Annotated in this window: 19 protein-coding genes; 13 read left to right on the top strand and 6 right to left on the bottom strand. The window is 44.3% G+C overall.

Annotation, left to right across the window (positions count from 1 at the left end; translation table 11 throughout):
* The first annotated feature begins 2 nt into the window (after positions 1-2).
* On the top strand, positions 3-2,291 hold the full coding sequence (gene feoB / locus Vgang_RS04205) for a Fe(2+) transporter permease subunit FeoB (protein WP_105902450.1): 2,289 nt from the start codon (positions 3-5) through the stop codon (positions 2,289-2,291).
* Positions 2,292-2,358: 67 nt separating this feature from the next.
* Here the strand turns inward: feoB and Vgang_RS04210 are convergent, their stop codons facing one another.
* On the bottom strand, positions 2,359-2,790 hold the full coding sequence (locus Vgang_RS04210; protein ID WP_105902449.1) for an HIT family protein: 432 nt from the start codon (positions 2,788-2,790) through the stop codon (positions 2,359-2,361).
* A 348-nt stretch (positions 2,791-3,138) separates the two neighbouring features.
* Positions 3,139-4,872 (bottom strand): arginine--tRNA ligase, encoded by a 1,734-nt coding sequence (argS, locus tag Vgang_RS04215; RefSeq protein ID WP_105902448.1) that lies wholly within the window; start codon positions 4,870-4,872, stop codon positions 3,139-3,141.
* 215 nt (positions 4,873-5,087) lie between these two features.
* Here argS and Vgang_RS04220 point away from each other — a divergent pair, with 215 nt between their 5' ends.
* Positions 5,088-5,678, top strand: coding sequence for a VOC family protein (locus Vgang_RS04220; RefSeq protein WP_105902447.1), 591 nt, complete (start codon positions 5,088-5,090; stop codon positions 5,676-5,678).
* Between the two features lie 98 nt (positions 5,679-5,776).
* Here the strand turns inward: Vgang_RS04220 and purU are convergent, their stop codons facing one another.
* Entirely contained in the window at positions 5,777-6,610 is an 834-nt protein-coding gene (gene purU, locus Vgang_RS04225; protein ID WP_105902520.1) for a formyltetrahydrofolate deformylase, read from the bottom strand.
* Positions 6,611-6,923: 313 nt separating this feature from the next.
* On the opposite strand from purU, the gene Vgang_RS04230 reads away from it, so the two are divergent.
* The 6 genes from Vgang_RS04230 (at position 6,924) to rnd (ending at position 14,203) form a co-directional block, all read left to right on the top strand.
* Entirely contained in the window at positions 6,924-8,894 is a 1,971-nt protein-coding gene (locus Vgang_RS04230) for an ATP-dependent DNA helicase (RefSeq protein ID WP_105902446.1), read from the top strand.
* Positions 8,895-8,924: 30 nt separating this feature from the next.
* Positions 8,925-9,641: a tRNA (adenosine(37)-N6)-threonylcarbamoyltransferase complex dimerization subunit type 1 TsaB gene (gene tsaB / locus Vgang_RS04235; RefSeq protein WP_105902445.1), complete on the top strand. Its 717-nt coding sequence runs from the start codon at positions 8,925-8,927 to the stop codon at positions 9,639-9,641.
* Positions 9,642-9,729: 88 nt separating this feature from the next.
* Positions 9,730-10,278 (top strand): Slp family lipoprotein, encoded by a 549-nt coding sequence (locus Vgang_RS04240; protein ID WP_105902444.1) that lies wholly within the window; start codon positions 9,730-9,732, stop codon positions 10,276-10,278.
* A 4-nt stretch (positions 10,279-10,282) separates the two neighbouring features.
* The gene (locus Vgang_RS04245) at positions 10,283-11,164 is read left to right on the top strand and encodes an alpha/beta fold hydrolase (RefSeq protein ID WP_105902443.1); all 882 of its coding nucleotides are present in this window, start codon (positions 10,283-10,285) and stop codon (positions 11,162-11,164) included.
* A gap of 138 nt (positions 11,165-11,302) precedes the next feature.
* Positions 11,303-12,991, top strand: coding sequence for a long-chain-fatty-acid--CoA ligase FadD (gene fadD, locus Vgang_RS04250; protein ID WP_105902442.1), 1,689 nt, complete (start codon positions 11,303-11,305; stop codon positions 12,989-12,991).
* Positions 12,992-13,084: 93 nt separating this feature from the next.
* Positions 13,085-14,203, top strand: coding sequence for a ribonuclease D (gene rnd / locus Vgang_RS04255; protein ID WP_105902441.1), 1,119 nt, complete (start codon positions 13,085-13,087; stop codon positions 14,201-14,203).
* Positions 14,204-14,381: 178 nt separating this feature from the next.
* Here rnd and minE read toward each other — a convergent pair whose 3' ends face one another.
* The 3 genes from minE to minC form a co-directional block, all read right to left on the bottom strand.
* Positions 14,382-14,639, bottom strand: coding sequence for a cell division topological specificity factor MinE (gene minE / locus Vgang_RS04260; protein ID WP_105902440.1), 258 nt, complete (start codon positions 14,637-14,639; stop codon positions 14,382-14,384).
* A 1-nt stretch (position 14,640) separates the two neighbouring features.
* Positions 14,641-15,453 carry a septum site-determining protein MinD gene (gene minD, locus Vgang_RS04265; RefSeq protein WP_105902439.1) on the bottom strand — a complete coding sequence of 271 codons (813 nt, stop codon included), beginning with the start codon at positions 15,451-15,453 and terminating at the stop codon, positions 14,641-14,643.
* Positions 15,454-15,679: 226 nt separating this feature from the next.
* Positions 15,680-16,342: a septum site-determining protein MinC gene (gene minC / locus Vgang_RS04270; protein WP_105902438.1), complete on the bottom strand. Its 663-nt coding sequence runs from the start codon at positions 16,340-16,342 to the stop codon at positions 15,680-15,682.
* 281 nt (positions 16,343-16,623) lie between these two features.
* On the opposite strand from minC, the gene Vgang_RS04275 reads away from it, so the two are divergent.
* From Vgang_RS04275 to Vgang_RS04295, 5 genes are all read left to right on the top strand, one after another.
* Complete coding sequence (locus Vgang_RS04275; protein ID WP_105902437.1) at positions 16,624-16,899, top strand: YcgL domain-containing protein; 276 nt, start codon at positions 16,624-16,626, stop codon at positions 16,897-16,899.
* Positions 16,900-16,926: 27 nt separating this feature from the next.
* Complete coding sequence (locus tag Vgang_RS04280) at positions 16,927-17,961, top strand: lytic murein transglycosylase (protein WP_406708292.1); 1,035 nt, start codon at positions 16,927-16,929, stop codon at positions 17,959-17,961.
* Between the two features lie 150 nt (positions 17,962-18,111).
* Positions 18,112-19,266 carry an efflux RND transporter periplasmic adaptor subunit gene (locus Vgang_RS04285; protein WP_105902436.1) on the top strand — a complete coding sequence of 385 codons (1,155 nt, stop codon included), beginning with the start codon at positions 18,112-18,114 and terminating at the stop codon, positions 19,264-19,266.
* 11 nt (positions 19,267-19,277) lie between these two features.
* Positions 19,278-22,430 carry an efflux RND transporter permease subunit gene (locus Vgang_RS04290; RefSeq protein ID WP_105902435.1) on the top strand — a complete coding sequence of 1,051 codons (3,153 nt, stop codon included), beginning with the start codon at positions 19,278-19,280 and terminating at the stop codon, positions 22,428-22,430.
* A gap of 132 nt (positions 22,431-22,562) precedes the next feature.
* Positions 22,563-22,973: a GFA family protein gene (locus Vgang_RS04295; RefSeq protein ID WP_105902434.1), complete on the top strand. Its 411-nt coding sequence runs from the start codon at positions 22,563-22,565 to the stop codon at positions 22,971-22,973.
* Positions 22,974-23,006: the final 33 nt, after the last annotated feature.

The raw sequence follows: 23,006 nt of genomic DNA on the forward strand, positions 1-23,006 counted from the left end.
CCATGAGTTTTAACATTCTGACGGTCGGCAACCCAAATAGTGGTAAAACGACGCTATTTAATAGTTTGACTGGTGCTAAACAGCACGTTGGTAACTGGGCCGGTGTCACGGTAGAGAAAAAAACAGGTCAGTTTGAAGCAGAAGGGCGTATGTTTCATCTTACTGATTTGCCAGGGATCTATTCATTAGATAGCGCCAATGATGCCAATAGTATTGATGAGTCGATTGCATCATCGGCGATCTCATCGATGCCTGCAGATCTTATTATTAACGTAGTTGATGCCACCAGTTTAGAGCGTAGCTTGTACATGACGCTTCAATTACGTGAACTGGGCCGCCCAATGGTGGTGGTATTAAATAAACTTGATGCTCTTCATCGTGAGCGCCAAGAAATTGATGTTGAGGCACTGTCGGGCATTCTTGGTTGCCCAGTTTTTATTTTGTCTGCGATTAATAAGAAACAAGTGGCAGACTTTAAAGCTGAACTCTCGGTGTTGTTACGTTCTCCGATACAACTGAGTGGGCTTGTCTTAGATTATCCAAATCAAATTGAATCTAGTATAAACGAACTCAACGGTTTATGGCCGAATGAGCAAGTGATTGTGCCTCGAGCAATGTCTATCCGTGCTTTAGAAAAAGATGCTTTAGTCGTAGCAATGCTCGATGAGCCGCAGATAGAGCAATATCAGGGCATACTAAATCGTCTTTCAGCTGAGCTTGATATCGATCTTACTATTACCACGACCAAGTACGATTACTTGCATCATGTCTGCGGACAAGTACGTCGTAGTGAGTCTGCGTTAAGTAAAAGCTTTACCGAAAAATTGGATATGATAGTGCTGAACAAATGGCTCGGCATTCCGATTTTCTTTTTCATCATGTATTTGATGTTCATGTTCTCTATCAATATTGGTAGCGCCTTTATCGACTTTTTTGATATTGGTGTCGGGGCGATTTTAGTCGATGGTGGTCATTACTTACTCGATAACCACTTACCTGTGTGGTTGGTCACGGTATTGGCTGATGGCTTAGGAGGCGGTATTCAAACGGTGGCGACCTTTATTCCCGTGATCGCTTGTTTGTACTTATTCCTTTCATTATTGGAAAGCTCTGGCTATATGGCGCGAGCCGCTTTTGTGTTGGATAAAGTGATGCAAAAAATTGGCCTGCCGGGTAAAGCCTTCGTGCCGCTGATTTTAGGTTTTGGCTGTAACGTGCCTGCTATTATGGCAACACGTACCATGGATCAAGAACGTGAACGTAAGTTGTCTGCCGCGATGGCTCCGTTTATGTCGTGTGGGGCACGTTTACCGGTTTACACCTTATTTGCCGCAGCGTTCTTTCCAAACAGTGGCCAAAATGTGGTGTTTGCTTTGTATCTTTTAGGTATTTTAGCGGCGGTCTTTACCGGCTTAATACTGAAAAATACCCTGTATCCAGGTAAGAGCAGCAGCTTTATTATGGAAATCCCAGACTATGAAATTCCAACTTTGCGTAATGTCGGGATTAAAACTTGGCAAAAGCTAAAACGCTTTGTACTGGGGGCGGGTAAAACCATTGTGGTCGTCGTCGCGGTATTGAGTTTTTTAAACTCTGTCGGTACGGATGGCAGTTTTGGTAATGAAGACAGCCAAAATTCTGTATTGTCGAAAGCGGCGCAAGTGGTGACGCCAGTGTTTACCCCAATGGGGATTGAAAAAGAGAATTGGCCAGCAACGGTGGGGATCATTACGGGGATTTTTGCTAAAGAAGCTGTGGTAGGAACGCTCAACAATTTGTATTCCGATCCGAATGAAGATGCAGCAGAATTTGATTTAATCTCAAGCCTAAAAGAAGCCTTGCAGTCTGTTCCTGATAATCTTGTGGCTCTAAGTTTTAGTGACCCATTGGGGATTGAAGTTGGTGATTTGACCAACCAAGCGGCAGCAGCAGAAGAGCAAGGTGTGGATGCGGGCACCTATGGTAACTTGCAAGCTTACTTTGTGACTGGCGGTGCGGCATTTGCTTATTTGTTGTTCATCTTGCTTTATACGCCATGCGTGGCAGCAATGGGGGCGTATGTGCGCGAATTTGGTAATAAGTTTGCTCGCTTTATTGCTGTGTGGACGATGTTCTTAGCTTACGCATCAGCAACGATTTATTATCAAGCCAGTAGCTTTGCTGTGCATCCATTAAGCAGCAGTTTGTGGATTGCTTTGATGTTAGCCATCTTTGGCGTGATTTATCTGCGTTTAAAACAAGTTGGTCGCAAAGAACAAGCTTTACGCATTGATATTGTTAACATTACTTGATGTGAAATTGAAAAAGAAAGGCTCGTTATCGTTAAAGATGGCGAGCCTTTGTGCTTTTGAGCTGAACTTAATTCACTTTAAAGTCAGCAAACTGAGTTTGAAAGGCTTGTGCTAGTTGTTGAACCAATTGCTGAGTCTGTTGCTCAGAACGTTGCTTACCTTCAGTGTTTCCCCAAACAGGACCCGGCCACGCGACATCAGTTTCAAAGCGTGCAATATGATGGATGTGCAATTGAGGCACCATGTTACCAAGTGCGCCTAAATTAAGTTTCTTGGGTTTGAATAATTGCTCTAGGCTTTCAAATACGGTTTGCGATTCGAGCAAAAACTGCTGTTGATCCGCCATCGGTAAATGATGCAATTCCTGCAAATTGGCAACTTTCGGTACCAAAATAACCCAAGGGCCTATATTTTCTTTATGCAGCAAAGCTAAGCAAAGTGGAAACTCACCGATCACATCGGTATCGGCTTGCAGTTGTGGATGAAGTTGAAAGCTCATAGTAGGCCTTTAAAAATAAATAAAAAAAATCCCCTCAAGGATTACACCATTGAGGGGATTATTCAATTCAAAGCAGTATGTATACCCAAGTAATTTCAAGATGCGAGTTTCAGCAAGATTAAAACAAGTTTTAGGCAAGGCAAATTGAAGATGATCATAGTGATTCTATCTCTATTCAATTTAACGCAGCATAAAGCTTGTTTTAACTTGCCCTTCGGGAGCTTCATCCAAGCCCTTAGCCGGCGTCAGATTTACTTGAAAGGTGCTTACATTCCGCATAAATCTTTCTGGTCTAAGAGCTTGGATGATAGCTCTGAATTCTGCATCTTGAGGTCACTTGGGTATAAACTACATGCGCTCTAGGGTTTCAATACCTAGCAGTGATAGACCTTGCTTGATGGTTTTGGCAGTTAGTGCAGCCAGTTTCAAACGGCTTTGTTTCACGGTTTCATCTTCTGCACTCAAAATTGGGCACGCTTCGTAGAAGCTAGAGAATTGACCCGCTAATTCAAATAGGTAGCTACACATTAGGTGAGGCTGACCTTCACGCGCTACCGATGAAACGGCTTCATCAAATTGTAGCAGTTTCGAAATAAGTGCTTTTTCTTTGTCATCAGAGATTTGGATATCTCCGCTTAGACCGTTCATATCAATACCCGCTTTAGCAAAGATAGAAGCCACACGGGTGTAAGCATATTGCATGTAAGGCGCTGTGTTGCCTTCAAATGCGAGCATATTGTCCCAATCGAAGATGTAGTCTGTCGTGCGGTGTTTAGATAAATCCGAGTATTTCACTGCCGCCATCGCCACTGTGTTAGCAATGTTGGCTTTTTCTTCGGTCGATAGCTCTGGGTTTTTCTCTTCGATCAGTTTTTGCGCGCGCTCAGTGGCTTCATCTAGTAAGTCAGCAAGACGTACTGTACCGCCTGCGCGAGTTTTGAATGGGCGACCGTCTTTACCTAACATCATACCGAAAGCGTGGTGTTCTAAAGACACCGATTCTGGCACATAGCCTGCTTTACGAACGATGGTCCAGGCTTGCATTAAGTGCTGATGTTGACGTGAGTCGATAAAGTATAATACGCGGTCTGCGCCAAGTTGCTCGTAACGGTATTTTGCACAAGCAATATCGGTTGTGGTGTATAGGTAACCGCCATCGCGTTTTTGTACGATCACGCCCATTGGTTCGCCATCTTTATTTTTGTATTCATCTAGGAATACGACTTGTGCGCCATCATCTTCAACGGCTAAGCCTTGCGCTTTTAGATCGGCAACAATGGTTGGCAACATGTCGTTGTACATGCTTTCACCCATCACATCGTCACGGGTTAATGATACGTTCAAACGATCGTAGTTACGCTGGTTTTGGAGCATGGTGACATCGACCAATTTTTTCCACATTTTCGCGCAGTGTTCATCGCCGCCTTGCAGTTTTACCACGTAGCCACGAGCACGTTCGGCAAAGGCTTCGTCTTCATCGTACAGTTTTTTCGATTCACGGTAGAACGCTTCAAGATCCGCCAGTTCCATAGAAACTTCGCCTTGTTCTTTTTCTACACGTTCAAGGTTGGCAATCAACATGCCAAATTGCGTACCCCAGTCACCAATGTGGTTGGCACGGATCACTTTGTGACCTAAAAACTCAAGGGTGCGAACAACAGCATCACCAATGATGGTTGAGCGTAGGTGGCCCACGTGCATTTCTTTCGCGACGTTTGGCGCTGAGTAGTCCGCCACTATCGTTTGTTGTGCTTGTTGCGCGATACCTAAGCGTTCGTCAGCCAGTGCTGCTGAAGCTTGTGCTGCAAGGAAAGCAGGATCTAGGAAGATATTGATAAAGCCTGGGCCCGCGATCTCGGTTTTGCTTGCGATGCCGTTAAGGTCTAATACATCGATAACTTTCTGAGCAAATTCGCGTGGGTTCATGCCAAGTTTTTTCGCTACACCCATTACACCGTTTGCTTGGTAGTCACCAAATTGTGCTTTTGCGGATTGACGAACCGCGGCAGGGCTACCGGCAGGTGCGCCAGCGGCTTCTAGAGCTTGTGAAACTTTATCATTTAAAAGGGCTGCAATATTCACGCGTGCTTCCTATGTTAGCTTGTGAGTGGCTGTTTTTGAGGGCTATCAACCAGTCAAAATTTTTAATCAGAAAATGTGATCTATGATACCAATATTTATTGCAGGTTTAAAAACTTAATCTGCATTTTTTCTGCTTTATCGGTGCATTTGTTGCCAAGCGAGAATTTCAGTTACACTCTCGCCATTCTTTCGTGGTTTTTTAATGGTTACCTTCTATGTCGACAAATGATTTTGAGTCTTTATCTCCTGCGCAGCTACGTATCCAACTGCCTCAATTTTGGCAGAAAATTGAACAACTCAGCGAATTACTCGGTTTAGAGTTGGACAATTTAACCGCCGATCACATTGCGATGCGGATTAATGATTGGGCGTTGACCGAGCAAGTCCATCAGGCTTGGCTTGAACAAGGCACGCAATTGTCTAATGCCATGATTAACGGCCGCCCAATTATCGTGTTACAACTTGAGCAAGCGTTGCAGGTAGCAGGGCAAGAAATTGATTGTTTGGAGCTGCCTTACCCTAGTGACAACACTTACCCACAACAAGGCTGGGAGCATGTCGAATTTGTCGTAGCAAGCCCAGCTCAAACAGTTGAAGATTTTACTCAAGATGTGCGTCAAGCCTTTCCAAAACTGGATAGCCAATGGGATCAATTGGCTGAATTAGGGGTAAAGGTGAAACTGTCGAGCCCAAAAGGGGAAGGAGAGCGTCTAGCTAACCCTACGGTGGCTTTTAAGAAAGAGGGCGTGTGTATTAAATTGCATCCACATACACTAAAAGCGGTGATTGCCAGCGAGCAAGAATAATCGACCGGATCAGAGACAAAAAATTAGGCATGCCGTTTGTAATGACGACATGCCTAAAAGAAAGTGCGGTGTTGTTTACGTTATAAGAGTTGTTTGCGTTACAAAATCACGGTTTTATTGCCGTACACAAACACATGATCATTGACTACTTTGCTTAATGCTTTACTCAGTACACTTTTCTCAACGTCACGGCCTGCTTGTGCCATGTCTGATGCACTGAAATTGTGATCAACCGGAATCACATCTTGCTTAATGATTGGGCCTTCATCGAGATCGTTGGTCACGAAGTGTGCCGTCGCGCCTATGATTTTCACGCCGCGATCGAACGCTTGTTGATACGGTTTTGCACCGATAAATGCCGGTAAGAAGCTGTGGTGAATGTTGATGATTTTATGCGGAAATTGCGCCACAAAGTTTGGTGTTAGTACACGCATGTATTTGGCTAAAACAACATAACGAGGCTCGTAAGAGTTAATCACTTCTAGCATTTTTTCTTCATGCTCTTCACGGCTTAAACCTTCGTGAGAAATATGATGATACGGAATATCAAAGCGTTCAGTCAGTGCTTGTAGTTTGTCATAGTTACCGACCACTGCGGCGATTTCTACATCTAGGCTACCATCGTAGGCTTTCATCAAAATGTCACCTAAGCAATGGGCTTCTTTGGTGACCATGATGACAATCTTTTTGCGTGATGAGCTAAATAAAGAACGCTTGCTGTTTTCAGGTAACGCGTCATCAAGATCCGCTAAAAAGGCGTCATCGTTAAAAATGCCTTCAAGCTCAGTACGCATGAAAAAGTGACCCGTGGCATTATCAACAAATTCATTGTTATGGATAATGTTCAGTTGATGCTTGAAACAAATGTTGGTGATTTTAGCAATTAAGCCACGCTCATCACTGCAGTGAGTGAGTAGGGTTTTCTTTTCCATATTATCCATAAAACATCCGAAAAATAATTAACACTTACCTTAAAAAATGACGAGAAACAAAGAAGTGAATAAACCACTGTGTTTAACGTAGCCCAACAATTTAGCGGCCTGATGAGCAATTAGCAAGTGTAAATCGTATTCTGCTAGGGTGAAAACTGAGTAAGTATGGGGAAAATGGATAACTAGAGATGAAAAGTAGGCAACCAGTTTCCACTCATACAGGAAAGCTGACATAATCACGCCATCTGAGGTTACTTTGGTATAAAGGTCAGTAATCTGAAAATCAGTATTAAAGGCGAGTATTGATAGGCAAATGATGCAAAAAACGTTTTCTACCACTGGTGCATTAGGTAAGGCCATTCCCGGCTTTCAACCGCGTCAGCCACAGATTGATATGGCGGAAGCGGTGCATAATGCCATTCAGCGCGACCAGCAGTTAGTGGTAGAAGCGGGGACGGGCACTGGTAAGACATTTGCATACCTTGTACCTGCGTTATTAAGCGGCAAAAAAGTCATCATCAGTACGGGCTCGAAAAACCTGCAAGAACAGTTGTTTCACCGTGATCTACCTTTGATGGTTAATGCATTGGGTTTTACTGGCCATGTGTCATTGTTGAAAGGCCGATCTAACTACTTGTGTTTAGATAGGTTAAGTCGTCAATTAATCGAAAGTCATACCAATGAAGCCGACCCGGAACTCTTATCGCAATTAGTGAAAGTGCGGTCATGGTCGTCAGAAAGCAAAACAGGCGATCTCGGTGATTGTGACGCCATCGCAGAAGATTCACCCATCATCAGTACCATTACGTCGACCAACGACAATTGCTTGGGTAAAGAGTGCCCGAGTTATCAAGATTGCTTTGTTTTAAAAGCGCGTAAAAAAGCCATGGATTCCGATTTGGTGGTGGTCAATCACCATTTGTTTTTGGCCGATTTAGCGATTAAAGAAACTGGCTTTGGTGAACTCATTCCCGATGCTGATGTGTTCATTTTTGATGAAGCGCACCAATTACCCGACATTGCTAGCCAATATTTTGGTCAGTCGATTTCTAGCCGTCAAATTCAAGATCTCGCCAAAGACATTGAAATTGGTTATCGCACTGAAGCCAAAGACATGAAGCAATTGCAAAAAATCGCCACTAAACTAACGCAAACCTTCATGGATTTGCGGATCATTTTAGGTGACATAAATTATGCTGGTGCCAATCAATCGGGTAAAGGCAGTCGTGGTAATTGGCGAGAGGCGATCAAATCGCCCAATGTGATGCGAGAAATAGAACGATTGCATGAGGCGCTCGATTTGGCACTGCAAGTGTTGAAAATCGCACTGGGCCGAAGTGAATTGTTAGACGCGGCGTATGAACGGACGCACATGATAAAAAATCGACTCACGCGCGTGTGCGATGTGTCGATCACCGGTTATTCCTATTGGTATGAATGCAGTCCGCGCCATTTCGTGTTGCATATTACGCCGTTGTCGGTGGCAGAGAAATTCAAAGAACAAATTGAAACCAAGCAAGGCAGTTGGATCTTCACTTCTGCGACCCTAGCCGTGCGGGATGACTTCAAACATTTTACCGAGCGTTTAGGTATTGAGCCTGCGCAACAATTGACCCTACCGAGCCCATTTGACTATCAATCGCAAGCCTTACTTTGTGTGCCACGGTATTTACCCGAGCCGAATAGTCACGGCATGGCGGAAAAACTGGCGCAGATGCTCACTCCTGTCATCGAAGCCAACCAAGGGCGTTGTTTCTTTTTGTGTACTTCTCACCAAATGATGCGCCGATTAGCGGATTTGTTTCGCGAGCAATTGGATTTGCCGGTGTTGGTGCAGGGTGAAACCAGTAAGCAAAAACTGCTCAATGAATTTATTGAGTTAGGCAATGCGGTGCTGGTGGCTACGGGGGCATTTTGGGAAGGGATTGATGTTAGAGGTGACGCGCTAAGCTGTGTTATTATCGACAAATTGCCGTTTACCGCGCCGGATGATCCGCTTTTAAAAGCCCGAATTGAAGATTGCAGGCTCAAACAAGGGGATGCATTCGCGGATGTGCAATTACCGGAAGCGGTGATTACTTTAAAGCAAGGCGTTGGGCGTTTGATCCGCGATAGTAAAGATAAAGGCGTGTTGATCATTTGCGATAATCGTCTTGTCACCCGTGATTATGGCGGTGTGTTTTTACAAAGTCTGCCGCCGATTCCAAGAACGCGTGATTTGCAAAAAGTATCCGAATTTTTATGTTTGTCGGCTTCTCAGCCAAGTGCGGCAGACCAAGATTAATCCAAACCAGATAAATAGCTTGAGGCTTTAATGAGCGCAAAAATTCTTGCCTTAGATACATCGACAGAAAATTGTTCTGTTGCTCTTATGATTGATGATCGCATTATTGCGCGTAGTGAAGTTGCCCCGCGTGATCACACCAAAAAAATTCTACCTATGGTGGATGAGGTGTTAAAAGAAGCGGGTATTACCCTGCAAGAATTGGATGCGTTAGCTTATGGTCGCGGCCCTGGTAGCTTTACGGGTGTGCGTATTGGCATTGGTATTGCGCAAGGTCTTGCTTTTGGTGCTGAGCTACCCATGATAGGTATTTCTACTCTAGCCGCGATGGCACAAGCGTCTTATCGCCTTCATCAAACTGAGCAAGTCTCAGCTGCGATCGATGCACGTATGGGCGAAGTGTATTGGGGGCAATATCAGCGTCAAACTGATGGTGATTGGCAAGCCGTTGCCATTGCAGACGGTCAGCTTGAATGCGTGATTCCACCGCAAGAATTGGCGGCGAATCTAGTCGCAAGTGCTGATACCTGGAAACAAGCTGGTACGGGGTGGGAGGCTTACGCCGATATCTTAGATCATTTGCCATTGAATATGGAAAAAGGTCAAGTGCTGTACCCTGAAGCGCAAGATATTGTGGTTTTGGCGCAATATGAATGGCAAAAGGGCAACACGGTAGAGGCAGAGCAAGCTAGCCCAACTTATTTACGCGATAAAGTCACCTGGAAAAAATTGCCGGGTCGTGAATAAGTCAAGCTCCCGTCAGTTTTTGCTCTGACGGGAACTCTTCGCTCGGCTGCTTTGTCCATGATGTATTGCTATGAATCAAAGAGAGCTAATGATGAAAAAATTATCCGTGTTTTTGTTTGTTCTGATAGACATCGCCGGTTGCTCATCATTGCCAACAGAGCTGGAAACTCAATCGCAGCAGCCCATCACAGATTATCAGCAATGGGTGAATAGTGATCCTGACCAAACTGCGGATGTGCGCTTAGGTGGCGTCATTACCAAAGTGACAAACCTGCAAGATAAAACTCGACTGGAAATCGTCAATCTTCCTATTTCATCTGCTGGTAAGCCAAGTTTAGAGGCCGATCCTAAAGGTCGATTTGTTGCTTATGTAGACGGTTTTCTCGATCCTGTCACTTACGCCAAAGGTCGGCTAATTACCGTGGCAGGGAAAAGCATGCCGCCAGAAACCGGTAAAGTCGGAGATTACACTTATACCTTTCCTGTGATGCAGGCGAGTGGACAACGTTTGTGGCAAATAGAGAAAACCACGTATATTGACAATAACGACTTTTGGATTGGCGGATGTTGGCGTGGTTCGATTTTCTGTTCAAGCTACGGGCCAACTCGAGCGCGTGTCGTGGAGCAAGTGAAATAAACTTATGCTAAAAGATGTCAAATTCTTGTTGCCTCACATTCAACTGTCAGGGCTAGAATGCGGCCATGAAGATCACGCAGAAGTCACGTTGTTATTTCTGCATGGCTGGCTTGATAATGCCGGCAGCTTCAGTCAGATCATGCAGGAATTAGCGCCGGTCGCAACTGAAGAACGCTGGCACTTATTAGCCGTAGATTTGGCTGGGCACGGTTTCTCTCAACATCGCAATACGGATAACTTTTATCCATTTCATGACTATATCGCCGATCTTCACCTGCTATTGGCACAACTGGACACAAAAAAGCTCATTTTAGTCGGCCATTCGCTTGGTGCTTTAATAGCAAGTTGTTATAGTGCCGCTTTTCCAGACAAAGTGCATGGTCTTATCCAAATAGAAGGTTTAGGCCCATTGTCGGAATCCGCAGACAATAGCGCTGAAAGGTTGCGAAAAGGCATTTTGAGCCGTCAACGCCTGCTTGCCAAACCTATTCGCCGTTATGAGTCGCAACATAATGCTTGTTTGCATCGGATGCAAGCCAATCAACTGACGGCGACTCAACTGAAATCCTTGATTGACAGAGGTACGGTTGAGCGAGACGGTTATTGGTACTGGCGTTATGATCCAAAGTTGCGTTGTGATTCTTTATATAGAATGACGGAACAACAAAGTTTGGCTTATTTACAAGCCATCACATGCCAAAATCTGCTTATTTTGGGTGAGACGGGGTTTCCACAATTGGCATCGGCTGCAGCAAGGAAGGCCGCATTATCGCATCATGAAGAAGTGACCGTCCCAGGTGGGCATCATTGTCATATTGAATCTTATGCACAAGTTAGTCGCATTATTGTGAGTTTTGTAGACAAAATTAGACAAAATCGCGATTAAGTCATTTATCTTAGATATAATTGCGTCTAGCCTTATTGCTGTTGAGCTGAGACGAATCGTTAAAAATAAAATGGCAAACAGCTTTGTATTGGTTTGTTTAAAGCTGATTGTTGTTGATACCAATTAAAGGAAAATACCGTGGAAAAACCGTGGTTGAAGCGTTACCCAGAGAATGTACCTCACACTATTGATCCTGATAAATATTCATCACTGGTAGAAATGTTTGAGCAATGTGTTCAAAAGTTTGCTGACCAGCCAGCCTTTTTGAATATGGGCTCAGTGATGACCTTCCGTAAGTTGGAAGAACGCAGCCGAGCTTTTGCATCCTATCTACAAAATGATTTGAAACTGCAAAAGGGTGACCGTGTCGCGCTAATGATGCCTAATGTACTGCAATACCCGATCGCGCTATTTGGTATTTTGCGTGCTGGTATGATCGCCGTAAACGTCAACCCACTTTACACACCGCGTGAGCTTGAGCATCAATTGAATGATGCTGATGTTAAAGCGATTGTGATTGTATCGAATTTCGCCCACACGTTAGAAAAAGCGGTAGCGAATACGCCAATTAAACATGTGATTTTAACCAGCCTTGGTCAAATGCTGCCGAAAGTAAAAGGTACAGCGGTCGACTTTGTGGTGAAGTATGTCAAAGGTATGGTGCCAAAATATCATTTGCCAGGGGCGATTTCTTTCCGTAAAGCCCTGTATAAAGGTCGTCGTCAGCAGTACGTGAAACCGTTTTTGGAAGGCGACGATATCGCATTTTTGCAATACACCGGTGGTACAACAGGTGTAGCGAAAGGGGCGATTTTGACTCACCGCAATATGATAGCCAATGTACTGCAAGCGAAAGCCTCTTACGGTGCGATTTTGCGTGATGGCCGTGAGACCATAGTGACCGCATTGCCGCTTTACCATGTATTTGCGTTAACGATTAACTGTTTGTTATTTATGGAGCTTGGTGGCCAAAACTTACTGATCACCAACCCAAGAGATATTCCTGGTTTTATTTCTGAGTTGCAAAAATATCGCTTCACTGGCATCACCGGCGTGAATACTCTATTTAACGCTCTTGTGAATAATGAAGATTTTAAAGAGTTGGATTTCAGCAACTTACGAATCTCTGTCGGTGGTGGCATGGCGGTGCAAAAAGCGGTAGCTGAAAAATGGCAATCCATTACCGGTATTCACTTACTGGAAGGCTACGGCTTGACAGAATGTTCTCCATTGGTGGCAGCATGCCCATACGATCTTGGTGTCTACAACGGCTCAATTGGTCTGCCAATGTCGTCAACCGAAGTGCGTATTATTGATGATGAAGGCAATGTGCTCGGTTTTGATCAAATTGGTGAGTTGCAAGTACGAGGCCCTCAAGTGATGGAAGGCTATTGGAACCGTGCCGAAGCGACGAAAGAAGTCATTAGTGAAGATGGTTGGTTATCAACCGGTGATATTGTTCGTTTTGATGAAGATGGCTTTATGTACATCGTAGACCGTAAAAAAGACATGATCCTAGTGTCCGGTTTTAACGTCTATCCAAATGAAATTGAAGATGTTGTGGCTTCTCATAGTAAAGTGCTTGAAGTGGCGGCGATTGGTCAACCTCAAGAGACATCTGGTGAGATCGTGAAGATCTACGTCGTGAAAAGTGATAGCAGCTTAACCAAAGATGAATTGATCGCGCATTGTCGTGAGCATTTAACGGGCTATAAGATCCCGAAAGTGGTTGAGTTTAGAGAAGAGCTACCCAAGAGTAACGTAGGCAAAATTTTACGTCGTGAATTACGCGAGGAAAATATCGCTAATTTATCGAAGAAAGCTTAAGAGAAAGAAAGTGCTTAACGCTTAAACTGATTTAGCGTTGCACATAGTCAAAAATGCCAGAGTAAAATTCTGGCATTTTATTTAAGGAATGACGTGAATTACACCATCATTAAAGACAGCCACACCTTACAAAAAGTGTGTGAGAAAGCCCGCCAGACTGACGTTATCATGCTAGATACCGAGTTTGTTCGTACCCGTACTTTTCACCCGAAGCTGGGTTTGATTCAGCTTTATGATGGTGAACAGCTGGTATTAATTGATCCGCTTGAAATCGACGACATGCACTCTTTCGCCGATTTGTTAGCCGATACTTCTGTGATGAAGATTCTGCACGCATGTGGTGAAGACCTTGAAGTGTTTCAGCATGTATTTGGTTGTGTGCCTACGCCGATGGTGGATACCCAATTGATGGCGGCATTTTTAGGATATGGGTTATCGACAGGTTTTGCCGCTTTAGTGAATGATTACCTTGGCATCGAGTTGGATAAAAGTGAATCTCGTACTGATTGGCTAGCGCGCCCATTAACCGATAAGCAACTCGATTATGCGGCAGCAGATGTGTATTACTTGTTGCCGCTATATCAAAAATTGTTGGTACAAGTGGAAGAAACAGGCTGGCTTGAAGCCGCGCAGCAAGAATCTAAATTGCTGGTGGAAAAACGCCTGAAAACCGTGAAACCAGAGAAAGCCTACTTAGCGGTAAAAGGGGCGTGGACGCTTAACCCGCAACAGCTAGCGATATTGAAAATCATGGCAAAGTGGCGCTTAGAAGAAGCCAAACAACGTGATCTGGCATTAAACTTCATCCTCAAAGAAGCCAACATGATTGAGATTTGTCGCCAGCAGATGACCAGCTTGCAACAAATGAGTGATGCCGGCTTTGACCATCGCGAAATTCGACGTCATGGTAATCGAGTAATTTCTATGGTGAAGCAAGGGCTAGAAACCCCAGAAAGCGAGTGGCCGGAAAAAATCACTCGATTAATGGACAATCCCGTTTATAAGCAATTGTTCAAAACGTTAAAAGATGTGGTAAAACATGCCTCTGAAACCTCTGGCTTAGCCTCGGAGTTTCTTGCCTCGAAAAAGCAAATTAACCAGTTCATCACGTGGGTTTGGAAACATGAACGCAATCCAGAAAAATTACCGGATGTGATGCAAGGCTGGCGTAAAGAAGTGGTGGGTAATGCGTTGAATGGGAAAATGCAATAGCGGGATTCGGAATCTCGTTACTCGTGTCTCGACTTTGATGCTGAGTATACATCGATCAACCGTTGTTACACGGAATTCTTTATAAATATTGCCTCTAAAACGACAAAACCCACTTCATTTTTGGTGAAGTGGGTTTTTCTTTTTCGAGAAACGAAATCCGAGTAACGAGTTTCGGTTTTTAATCTTTTTCCGGCAACTGAATATTCAGTTCCAATACCGATAAATCGTCATCACCTTGTTCTAGGCTGACGTTGACCATCGATGGATCGACTTCGACGTATTTGCTCAGTACCTGCAGAATATCTTCTTTCAACTGCGGCAAATAAGATGGGCTACTGCCTTGGTTACGACGTTCAGCAACAATGATTTGCAGACGTTCTTTCGCTAAGTTAGCGGTGTCTTTTTTCTTAGGTCGGAAGAATTGCAGTAATGACATTTTAACCTCCGAATAAGCGTTTAAAGATGCCTTTTTTCTCTTCCGTTAAGAAGCGAAACTCTTTTTCTTCACCCAAAAGACGATCAACTGCATCGCTGTAGGCTTGACCCGCATCAGATTCATCATCATGAATGACCGGTACACCTTTATTAGATGCATTCAAAACCGCTTGGCTTTCTGGAATCACACCCAGCAGTGGAATGTGAAGAATATCTTCAACGTCTGTCACACTGAGCATTTCACCCGCATTCACACGGGCAGGGTTGTAGCGAGTAAGAAGTAGATGTTGCTTGACTGGCTCAAGACCTTGTTCAGCGCGTAGTGATTTTGAATCCAGTAAACCTAAAATGCGGTCAGAATCTCGTACTGATGACACTTCAGGGTTGGTGGTGATCACCGCTTCATCCGCAAAATACAGTGACATTAATGCGCCTTGCTCAATACCAGCAGGAGAGTCACAAATGATGAAGTCGAAACCCATCTCATGCAGTTCAGTTAATACGCGTTTAACGCCAGTGTGAGTCAATGCGTCTTTATCACGAGTTTGTGAAGCCGGTAAGATGAAAAGATTCTCACAACGTTTATCTTTGATTAAGGCTTGATTCAAAGTGGCTTCACCGTTGATGACATTGACGAAGTCATACACAACACGGCGTTCACAGCCCATAATTAAATCCAGATTACGTAGGCCAATATCAAAATCGATAACCGCCGTTTTTTTACCCCTGAGTGCAAGACCGGTGGCAATCGCTGCGCTAGATGTAGTTTTGCCTACACCCCCTTTACCAGACGTCACGACAATAGTACGTGCCATTTCATTTCCCTTATGTTGAATCAGTATTTCCAACAATGGATACGTTTTACAGTGTGATGCTTATCCCTTCGTACTTGACGCACTTTGGTTATGGTAAGCAATGACTGTTCAATGCCATTATTGCTCTCTGTTGTTGTTTTATCGCCTAATCAGCTTGCTTTACTGAAAATGCGTTTATCCCGAAAAAATTCAACCCGCAATGGTCAATAGACCTTAATGATTGAATTTATTTAATTTTGTCGAATTGCAATTGTTCATCTTGCAAAGTCACTAACACTTTATGTTGCCAGACTTCTGGTGCGATTTGATCGCTGAGATGATAGTGGCCAGCAATAGATACCAACTCAGCTTGTAAATCATCACATAAAATCATCGCGCCTTTTTGACCATTCGCACCAGCCAGAGCGCGACCACGGCAAGTGCCATGAATATGAATGCTACCATCGGCAATCACTTCGGCTCCAGCACTAACATGGTTTAAAATCACTAAATCGCAATCTTTCGCATACACCTGTTGTCCTGAACGTATCGGTGTGCGAATGACTTTTGTTGGTACGATGTCGGCAGGGGCTTGATAGCTTGACTTACTGGTCGACATCACAGCAAAACCGGCATCCGTTACTTGTTTCTTGACCAAGGGTGACTGACATCCGGTGACCCCGACCGGAATCATACCCGCATTCACAATACCTTGATGAAGTGCGCTAAAATCGATGTCTACTTGAGAGGCTTTCTCAATGTCAATAACCAGTGGTGCATGACTGAAAAACGCTGGGGCTTGTTCGACTTTTTGTTGTAAAAATTGCAAGCTGGTTTGCACGTTATCTTCCGGTAAATGCAAAACGGAGAGTGCGAAACTGCTGCCTTTTAAATCAGGTTTTGTAGCCATAGAGAAAGTTACTCTGAGTATTGAATACGCGTGATAATTTAAGATATTACTGCGTTTTATCAAAAGGTTATTTGTTGATCGATTTGATTAAACTAACAGTAACATTACAAAGTCTGACAATGTTATAGTCTATTTAAAACATCATTGGGTTAATTGCTTGTCATAATGATAAAAAAAGGTGTTAAATCCAAGTGAAAGTCCGTTTAATCAGTGTGTTTGCTTACAATGTGCCCAGATTTATCAAGGTAAGTGCTCAGTCGTCAAATTAGAAAGGGTGTTATATGTTGTGCTCGATTTATAAAAGTAGCAAAAAAGAGGGAATGTACTTGTATATTCCTAAAAAAGACGATTTTTCTGATGTCCCAGAAGCGTTATTGCAAATGTTTGGTAAGCCTATTTTCGTCATGGTGATGAAAATGGAAGGGCGCAAATTAGCGTTAGTCGATATTGAAAAAGTAAAACAATCGCTTAACGATGAGGGTTACTTTTTGCAATTGCCTCCTCCTCCAGTCAATTTGCTGGATGAGCACAAAGCACGTAAGTCTCAATCAGAGTAAGCCCAGGTGGGCGGATTAAGGATGAATATGAACATGAAGTTAGTGGGGATGTCCGGTTTATTATTGACGGGGTTACTGAGCTTTAGCGTGAGCGCTCAAGACAGCGACTCTTCAACTGATTCAGCGACGGATGTTGTCCAGCAAGAACAAGACTTTCAAGCCTATGTTGAAGGTTTAAAACAAGAAGCTAAGCAAAAAGGGATCACAGATGCCACTATTGCCGCTGCGTTTAAAAATGTCGAATTTCACCCACGTGTAGTGAAAGCCGATAACAATCAGCCGGAGAAAAAACTGACGTTAGATGAATATATTCCTCGCGCAGTGCCGAATTGGAAAATTAAACAGGCGCGTCGTTTGTATCATGAGCATTTCGACGATCTACAGCGTATTGGTGAACAATACGGTGTGCAGCCTCGTTTTATTGTCGCATTGTGGGGCGTGGAAAGTAATTTCGGCAAATATACTGGAAATCATAACGTGATCGATTCATTAGCCACATTGGCTTTTGATGGACGTCGTGAAGCATTATTCCGCAAACAGACCATGGCGGCTTTGCAGATCATTGATGAAGGTCATATCAGTGCGGATAACATGAAAGGCTCTTGGGCTGGTGCCATGGGGCAATGTCAGTTTATGCCAACGTCGTTTTTAGCCTATGCACAAGATGGTAATGGTGATGGCAAGAAAGACATTTGGACCACAGAGCAAGATGTGTTTGCTTCGGCAGCGAATTATTTAAAAACCGAAGGTTGGGATGACAAATACACCTGGGGCCGCCAAATTCGGGTACCACAAGGTATTAACCCGGAGTTGCAAGGTCGTGAAGAAGAGAAAGGTAAATACTTACAAGAATGGTCAAAACTGGGGATCACGAATTTAGACGGCTCACCTTTACCGGTACTGAATGAAGACATTAAAGCCTGGTTAATCATGCCCGATGATGAGATTGGTCGAAGCTACTTGGTGTACAACAACTATAACGTGCTAATGCATTGGAATCGTTCCTATTATTTCGCACTTGCCGTGAGCACATTGGCGGATAAAATCGTTGACAATAATTAGCTTTACTGCACAAGTGGTTAGCAAAAGGTAAAGTAATGTAAATTCGTCTCGCATTCGTATCATTTTTGCTGATCAACCGCTATTTTTAGAGGCTGTCACACTTTTTTGTGACAGCCTTTTTATTTTCATAAGATATCGAGATATCGAGATATGAGTATGCTTACTAACCGTTTAAATGTGGGATTATTGTCGGTTGTTTTGGTTGCAGGGGTTGCCGGATGTGATTCTGAATCTTCTGCACCACAACAAGCCGCCGCGAATCAGGCCATGCCAGTAGAAGCGATTTCTATGGCGAAAAAGCCAACAACGATGTACACCGAATTGCCAGCTCGTGTGGTGGCGACAAGAGTGTCAGAAGTTCGTCCACAGGTAACCGGTATTTTGCAACAACGTTTGTTTGAAGAAGGACAAATGGTTGAGCAAGGTGATGTCTTGTATCAAATTGACCCGGCACCGTATCAAGCGGATGTGAAAAGTGCTCAAGCTGCTTTAGCGAAAGCCAAGGCCGATGAATCGGTACTGAAAAAAACAGCATTACGCTATAAAGATCTCGTGCAGCGTAAGTTGATCAGTCAAGATGAATATGACACCGCTGACGGTAACTGGCAGCAAGCAAAAGCCCAATCTGCCGTTGCGCAAGCCGCACTCGATAACGCTAAAATTTCACTTTCTTACACTAAAGTCACTGCGCCAATTTCTGGCCGTATCGATATCTCAAATGTGACGGAAGGGGCACTGGTGACGGCAAACCAAGACGTGGCGTTGACGACCATTCAACCGTTAGATCCCATTTATATCGACATGACACAATCTTCTTTGTCGATGGCGAAAATCAAGAAAAGCCTAGGCTCGAATATGAATCCGAAAGTGGCCGTTAAATTAGAAGATGGCACTGAATATGACCAAATGGGGATGCTCACTTTCTCGGGTGCCAAAGTCGATACTTCAACCGGCAGTGTAACGCTACGTGCCAAAGTACCAAACCCTGATTCCATTTTACTGCCGGGTATGTTTGTCCGCGCTGAAATCGTAATTGCAGACCAGAAACCAATGTACACATTATCGCAAGGTTTAGTGAGCTTTGGTCAAGGTGGTAAAGCGACCGTCCTTGTGGTTGAAGACGGTAAAGTGGCAACGCGAGAAGTAAAAACAGGCCCAACCGTTAATGGTAATGAGTGGGTTATTGAATCCGGTTTGAAAGATGGCGATCAAGTGATTACCACGAACCTGATGAAAATCCGCCCGGGTATGCCTGTGCAAGTTGTATCTGATGATGCAAGCGCGACTCAAACCGCACAGAAATAGGAAGCAGACCCATGGTAAGATTTTTTATTGATCGCCCAATATTTTCTTGGGTTATCGCAATTTTGATCATGCTGGCAGGTGTACTGTCAGTAATGAGTTTGCCAATACAGCAATACCCAACTATCGCGCCCCCAGCGGTCCAAATCAGTGCTGTTTATCCAGGTGCTTCGGCGAAAACGGCTGAAGACTCTGTGACTCAGGTGATTGAGCAAAACATGACAGGTCTGGATAACCTTTTGTACATGTCCTCTTCAAGTAGCTCGTCAGGCTCGGTTTCAGTGACACTGACTTTTGCATTGGGCACAGATCCAGATATTGCGCAAGTACAGGTACAAAACCAGTTGCAACAAGCCATGAGCCAGTTACCGAGCGATGTACAAAAGCAAGGTCTCAGTGTTCGCAAATCGTCCGCTTCGTTTATGTCTGTCAACGCATTTATTTCAACCGATGGCAGCATGACGCAAAGTGATATTCAAGACTACGTAAGTTCGCATATCGCAGATCCTCTGAGTCGATTGAATGGTGTGGGTGACGTGCAGGTGTTTGGTTCGCAATATGCGATGCGTTTATGGCTTGATCCAGCGAAGTTAACCAGTTACCAATTAACGCCAATTGATGTTTATCAAGCGATTGAATCTCAAAACACTGAAGTAACAGTCGGCCAAATTGGTGGTGCGCCAGCGGTGCCAGGGCAGCAAATTAACGCCACCATTACTGCGCAAAACCGTTTGCAAAGTGTTGAACAATTTAAAAATATTTTGCTGAAAGTGCGTTCAGATGGCTCACAAGTTCGAGTAAAAGATGTCGCACGTGTTGAGCTAAATGGTGAAGACCTCAGTGTTCTCGCACAATATAACGGTCAAGGTGCATCAGGGATTGCGATTAAGTTAGCCACAGGTGCGAACGCTATTGCGACCCAAAAGTTAGTTGATGAGAAACTGGCTGAACTCGAAAAGTCCATGCCTGAAGGGCTGAAAGTCGTTAAAGCGATGGACACCGTACCATTTGTTAAAATCTCGATTGAAGAAGTGGTTCATACTTTAATTGAAGCCGTGGTTTTAGTTTTCCTAGTGATGCTGCTGTTCCTACAAAACTGGCGTGCAACTTTGATTCCAACTATCGCCGTGCCTGTGGTACTTCTGGGTACCTTCGGGGTGATGGCCGCGATGGGCTTTAGCGTTAACACCTTAACCATGTTTGGTATGGTTCTGGCCATCGGCTTGCTGGTGGATGATGCCATCGTTGTGGTGGAGAACGTCGAGCGTGTAATGGCGGAAGAAAATTTGCCACCACTGGAAGCGACACGTAAAGCCATGAGTGAAATTACTGGCGCATTGATCGGTGTTGCAATGGTGCTTTCAGCGGTATTCGTCCCAATGGCCTTTATGAGTGGTTCAACCGGTGCGATATATCGTCAGTTCTCTTTGACCATCGTATCCTCAATGGTGTTATCGGTTATCGTTGCGATGATCTTCACGCCAGCACTTTGTGCCACTATGCTGAAACCACATCATGGTGAGAAAACGACGGGCTTCTTTGGTTGGTTTAACCGTCACTTCAATCGCTCAAGTGAAAAATACACCAATGGCGTGCGTAAGATCCTTAGCCGTCCAAAACGTGTGTTCATTATTTATGTTGTGATGTTGCCACTCATTGGTTGGATGTTCACCTCAATCCCGTCTAGTTTCTTGCCAGATGAAGACCAAGGTAACTTTATGGTCATGGTGCAGCTACCCACCGGCGCAACATTAGAGCGTACTGAAAAAGTAATGGCGGATGTACGTGAATACTTTACTGAAAACGAAAAAGATACCGTGAAGTCATTCTTCCAAGTATCGGGTTTCAGTTTTGTCGGTCAAAGCCAAAATGCGGGTATGGCTTTCCTTGAGTTAAAAGATTGGTCAGAGCGTACCAAGCCGGGGCAGGATGTGAATTCCATTATCGGTCGCGCAATGCAGCATCTAAGTCAAAATAAAGAGGGTGTCGTTTTTGCGATTAACCCGCCTGCCATTCGTGAACTGGGTCAGGCTTCGGGTTTCGATATGTACTTCGAAGACAGAACGGGTATTGGTCACGACAAACTCATGCAAGCTCGCGACATGCTATTGCAAGCGGCTAACCAAAATCCGGCACTGCAAAAAGTACGTCCAAATGGTCTTGATGACCAAGCGCAGTTCTACATTGATCTGGACTATGAAAAAGCCAAAGCATTGGGTGTCAGCATTAGCGATATCAACCAAACGCTATCGATGGCTTGGGGTTCTTCTTATGTGAATGACTTCATCGATCAAGGCCGAATCAAGCGCGTGTACATTCAAGCCGATGCGCCTTATCGCATGACACCTGATGATTTAAACCATTGGTACGTGCGTAATGACCAAGACAAAATGGTGCCATTTAATGCCTTCAGCCACACACGTTGGGGTATGGGGTCACCTAACTTACAGCGTTATAACGGTAACTCAGCGGTTGAGATCTTAGGTGAAGCCGCGCCAGGTTACAGTACCGGTGATGCCATGAAAGCGATCGAAGACATTGCGAAAACCTTACCTGATGGTGTTGGCGTGAGCTGGACAGGCATGTCTTACCAAGAGCGTGAATCAGGCGATCAAGCACCAATGCTATATGCGCTTTCAATGCTGATCGTATTCTTGAGCTTAGCAGCCTTGTATGAAAGTTGGACAATCCCGATGGCGGTTATCCTTGTTGTGCCTCTGGGCGTACTCGGTGCCTTGGGCGCGACCATGATGCGTGGCTTAGAAAACGACGTTTACTTACAAGTTGGTTTATTGACAACCATTGGTTTGTCAGCGAAAAACGCCATCTTGATCGTTGAGTTCGCCAAAGATCTATACGAGAAAGGCATGGGCTTGATGGAAGCCACATTAGAAGCGTGTCGTATGCGTTTGCGTCCAATCTTGATGACTTCATTTGCATTCATCTTGGGCGTATTACCATTGGCAACCAGTACGGGGGCGGGCGCAAACTCACGTCATGCCATTGGTACCTCGGTGATCGGTGGTATGTTAACCGCAACCTTCTTAGCTATCTTCTTCGTGCCTATGTTCTATGTCGGTGTGATGAAACTCTTTGGTGGTAAAAGAAAGCAAGCGGAAAACCACACGCAACAAGATCAGCCTGCAATAGAATCGAAAGACTCATAATCTGGCTATGTAATAAAGATAATCAAGGCAGTGGGTGAGAGCTCGCTGCCTTTTTATTTATCCGTGACAAGTTAACCGCCACAGTCAGTGCTACAATTCTGGGCAGAAAAATAAATCTGGAGATAAATACTTATGATTAAAGGAAGTTGCTTATGCGGCGCCATTCACTATGATGTGGAATTGGTCGAAGGAAAGGTATTTAATTGTCATTGCCAATACTGTCGTAAAGCTCATGGTGCCGATTATGTCACCGTTGCATTGGCTGATGCTAGCACACTCACCATTAAGGATGAGCAGCATCAATTGAAAGAGCATCAAACCGGCACTGGAGGCTTTCGAGCATTTTGCTCAACTTGCGGCACGCGTTTGTTTAATTATGCTCCAGATAAAAGCCTCTATTTCAGCGTGACGCTATCGACGGTTGATACCCCGGTTAACGCCAAACCGGTTGCCAATTTCCATATCGATTCAAAAGCCAGTTGGTGTGAATTAAACCCTAATATTCCAAGCTATGAAGGCGTACCGGAAGGGATTATTCGTTAAAAAAACGCCCCTGTTTTTGACGAGGGGCGTTTA

The sequence above is a fragment of the Vibrio gangliei genome, from assembly GCF_026001925.1.
GTDB classification, from domain to species: Bacteria; Pseudomonadota; Gammaproteobacteria; order Enterobacterales; family Vibrionaceae; genus Vibrio; species Vibrio gangliei.

Bases quoted from the DNA above. Each gene is read 5' to 3' on its own strand.
- Vgang_RS04240 (WP_105902444.1), top strand. From the start codon at position 9,730: ATGATGAAAAAATTATCCGTGTTTTTGTTTGTTCTGATAGACATCGCC.
- Vgang_RS04290 (WP_105902435.1), top strand. From the start codon at position 19,278: ATGGTAAGATTTTTTATTGATCGCCCAATATTTTCTTGGGTTATCGCA.
- minC (WP_105902438.1), bottom strand. From the start codon at position 16,342: ATGGCTACAAAACCTGATTTAAAAGGCAGCAGTTTCGCACTCTCCGTT.
- minD (WP_105902439.1), bottom strand. From the start codon at position 15,453: ATGGCACGTACTATTGTCGTGACGTCTGGTAAAGGGGGTGTAGGCAAA.
- Vgang_RS04210 (WP_105902449.1), bottom strand. From the start codon at position 2,790: ATGAGCTTTCAACTTCATCCACAACTGCAAGCCGATACCGATGTGATC.
- Vgang_RS04275 (WP_105902437.1), top strand. From the start codon at position 16,624: ATGTTGTGCTCGATTTATAAAAGTAGCAAAAAAGAGGGAATGTACTTG.
- Vgang_RS04295 (WP_105902434.1), top strand. From the start codon at position 22,563: ATGATTAAAGGAAGTTGCTTATGCGGCGCCATTCACTATGATGTGGAA.
- Vgang_RS04285 (WP_105902436.1), top strand. From the start codon at position 18,112: ATGAGTATGCTTACTAACCGTTTAAATGTGGGATTATTGTCGGTTGTT.
- Vgang_RS04230 (WP_105902446.1), top strand. From the start codon at position 6,924: ATGATGCAAAAAACGTTTTCTACCACTGGTGCATTAGGTAAGGCCATT.
- minE (WP_105902440.1), bottom strand. From the start codon at position 14,639: ATGTCATTACTGCAATTCTTCCGACCTAAGAAAAAAGACACCGCTAAC.
- Vgang_RS04280 (WP_406708292.1), top strand. From the start codon at position 16,927: ATGAACATGAAGTTAGTGGGGATGTCCGGTTTATTATTGACGGGGTTA.
- purU (WP_105902520.1), bottom strand. From the start codon at position 6,610: ATGGAAAAGAAAACCCTACTCACTCACTGCAGTGATGAGCGTGGCTTA.
- feoB (WP_105902450.1), top strand. From the start codon at position 3: ATGAGTTTTAACATTCTGACGGTCGGCAACCCAAATAGTGGTAAAACG.
- Vgang_RS04220 (WP_105902447.1), top strand. From the start codon at position 5,088: ATGTCGACAAATGATTTTGAGTCTTTATCTCCTGCGCAGCTACGTATC.
- Vgang_RS04245 (WP_105902443.1), top strand. From the start codon at position 10,283: ATGCTAAAAGATGTCAAATTCTTGTTGCCTCACATTCAACTGTCAGGG.
- tsaB (WP_105902445.1), top strand. From the start codon at position 8,925: ATGAGCGCAAAAATTCTTGCCTTAGATACATCGACAGAAAATTGTTCT.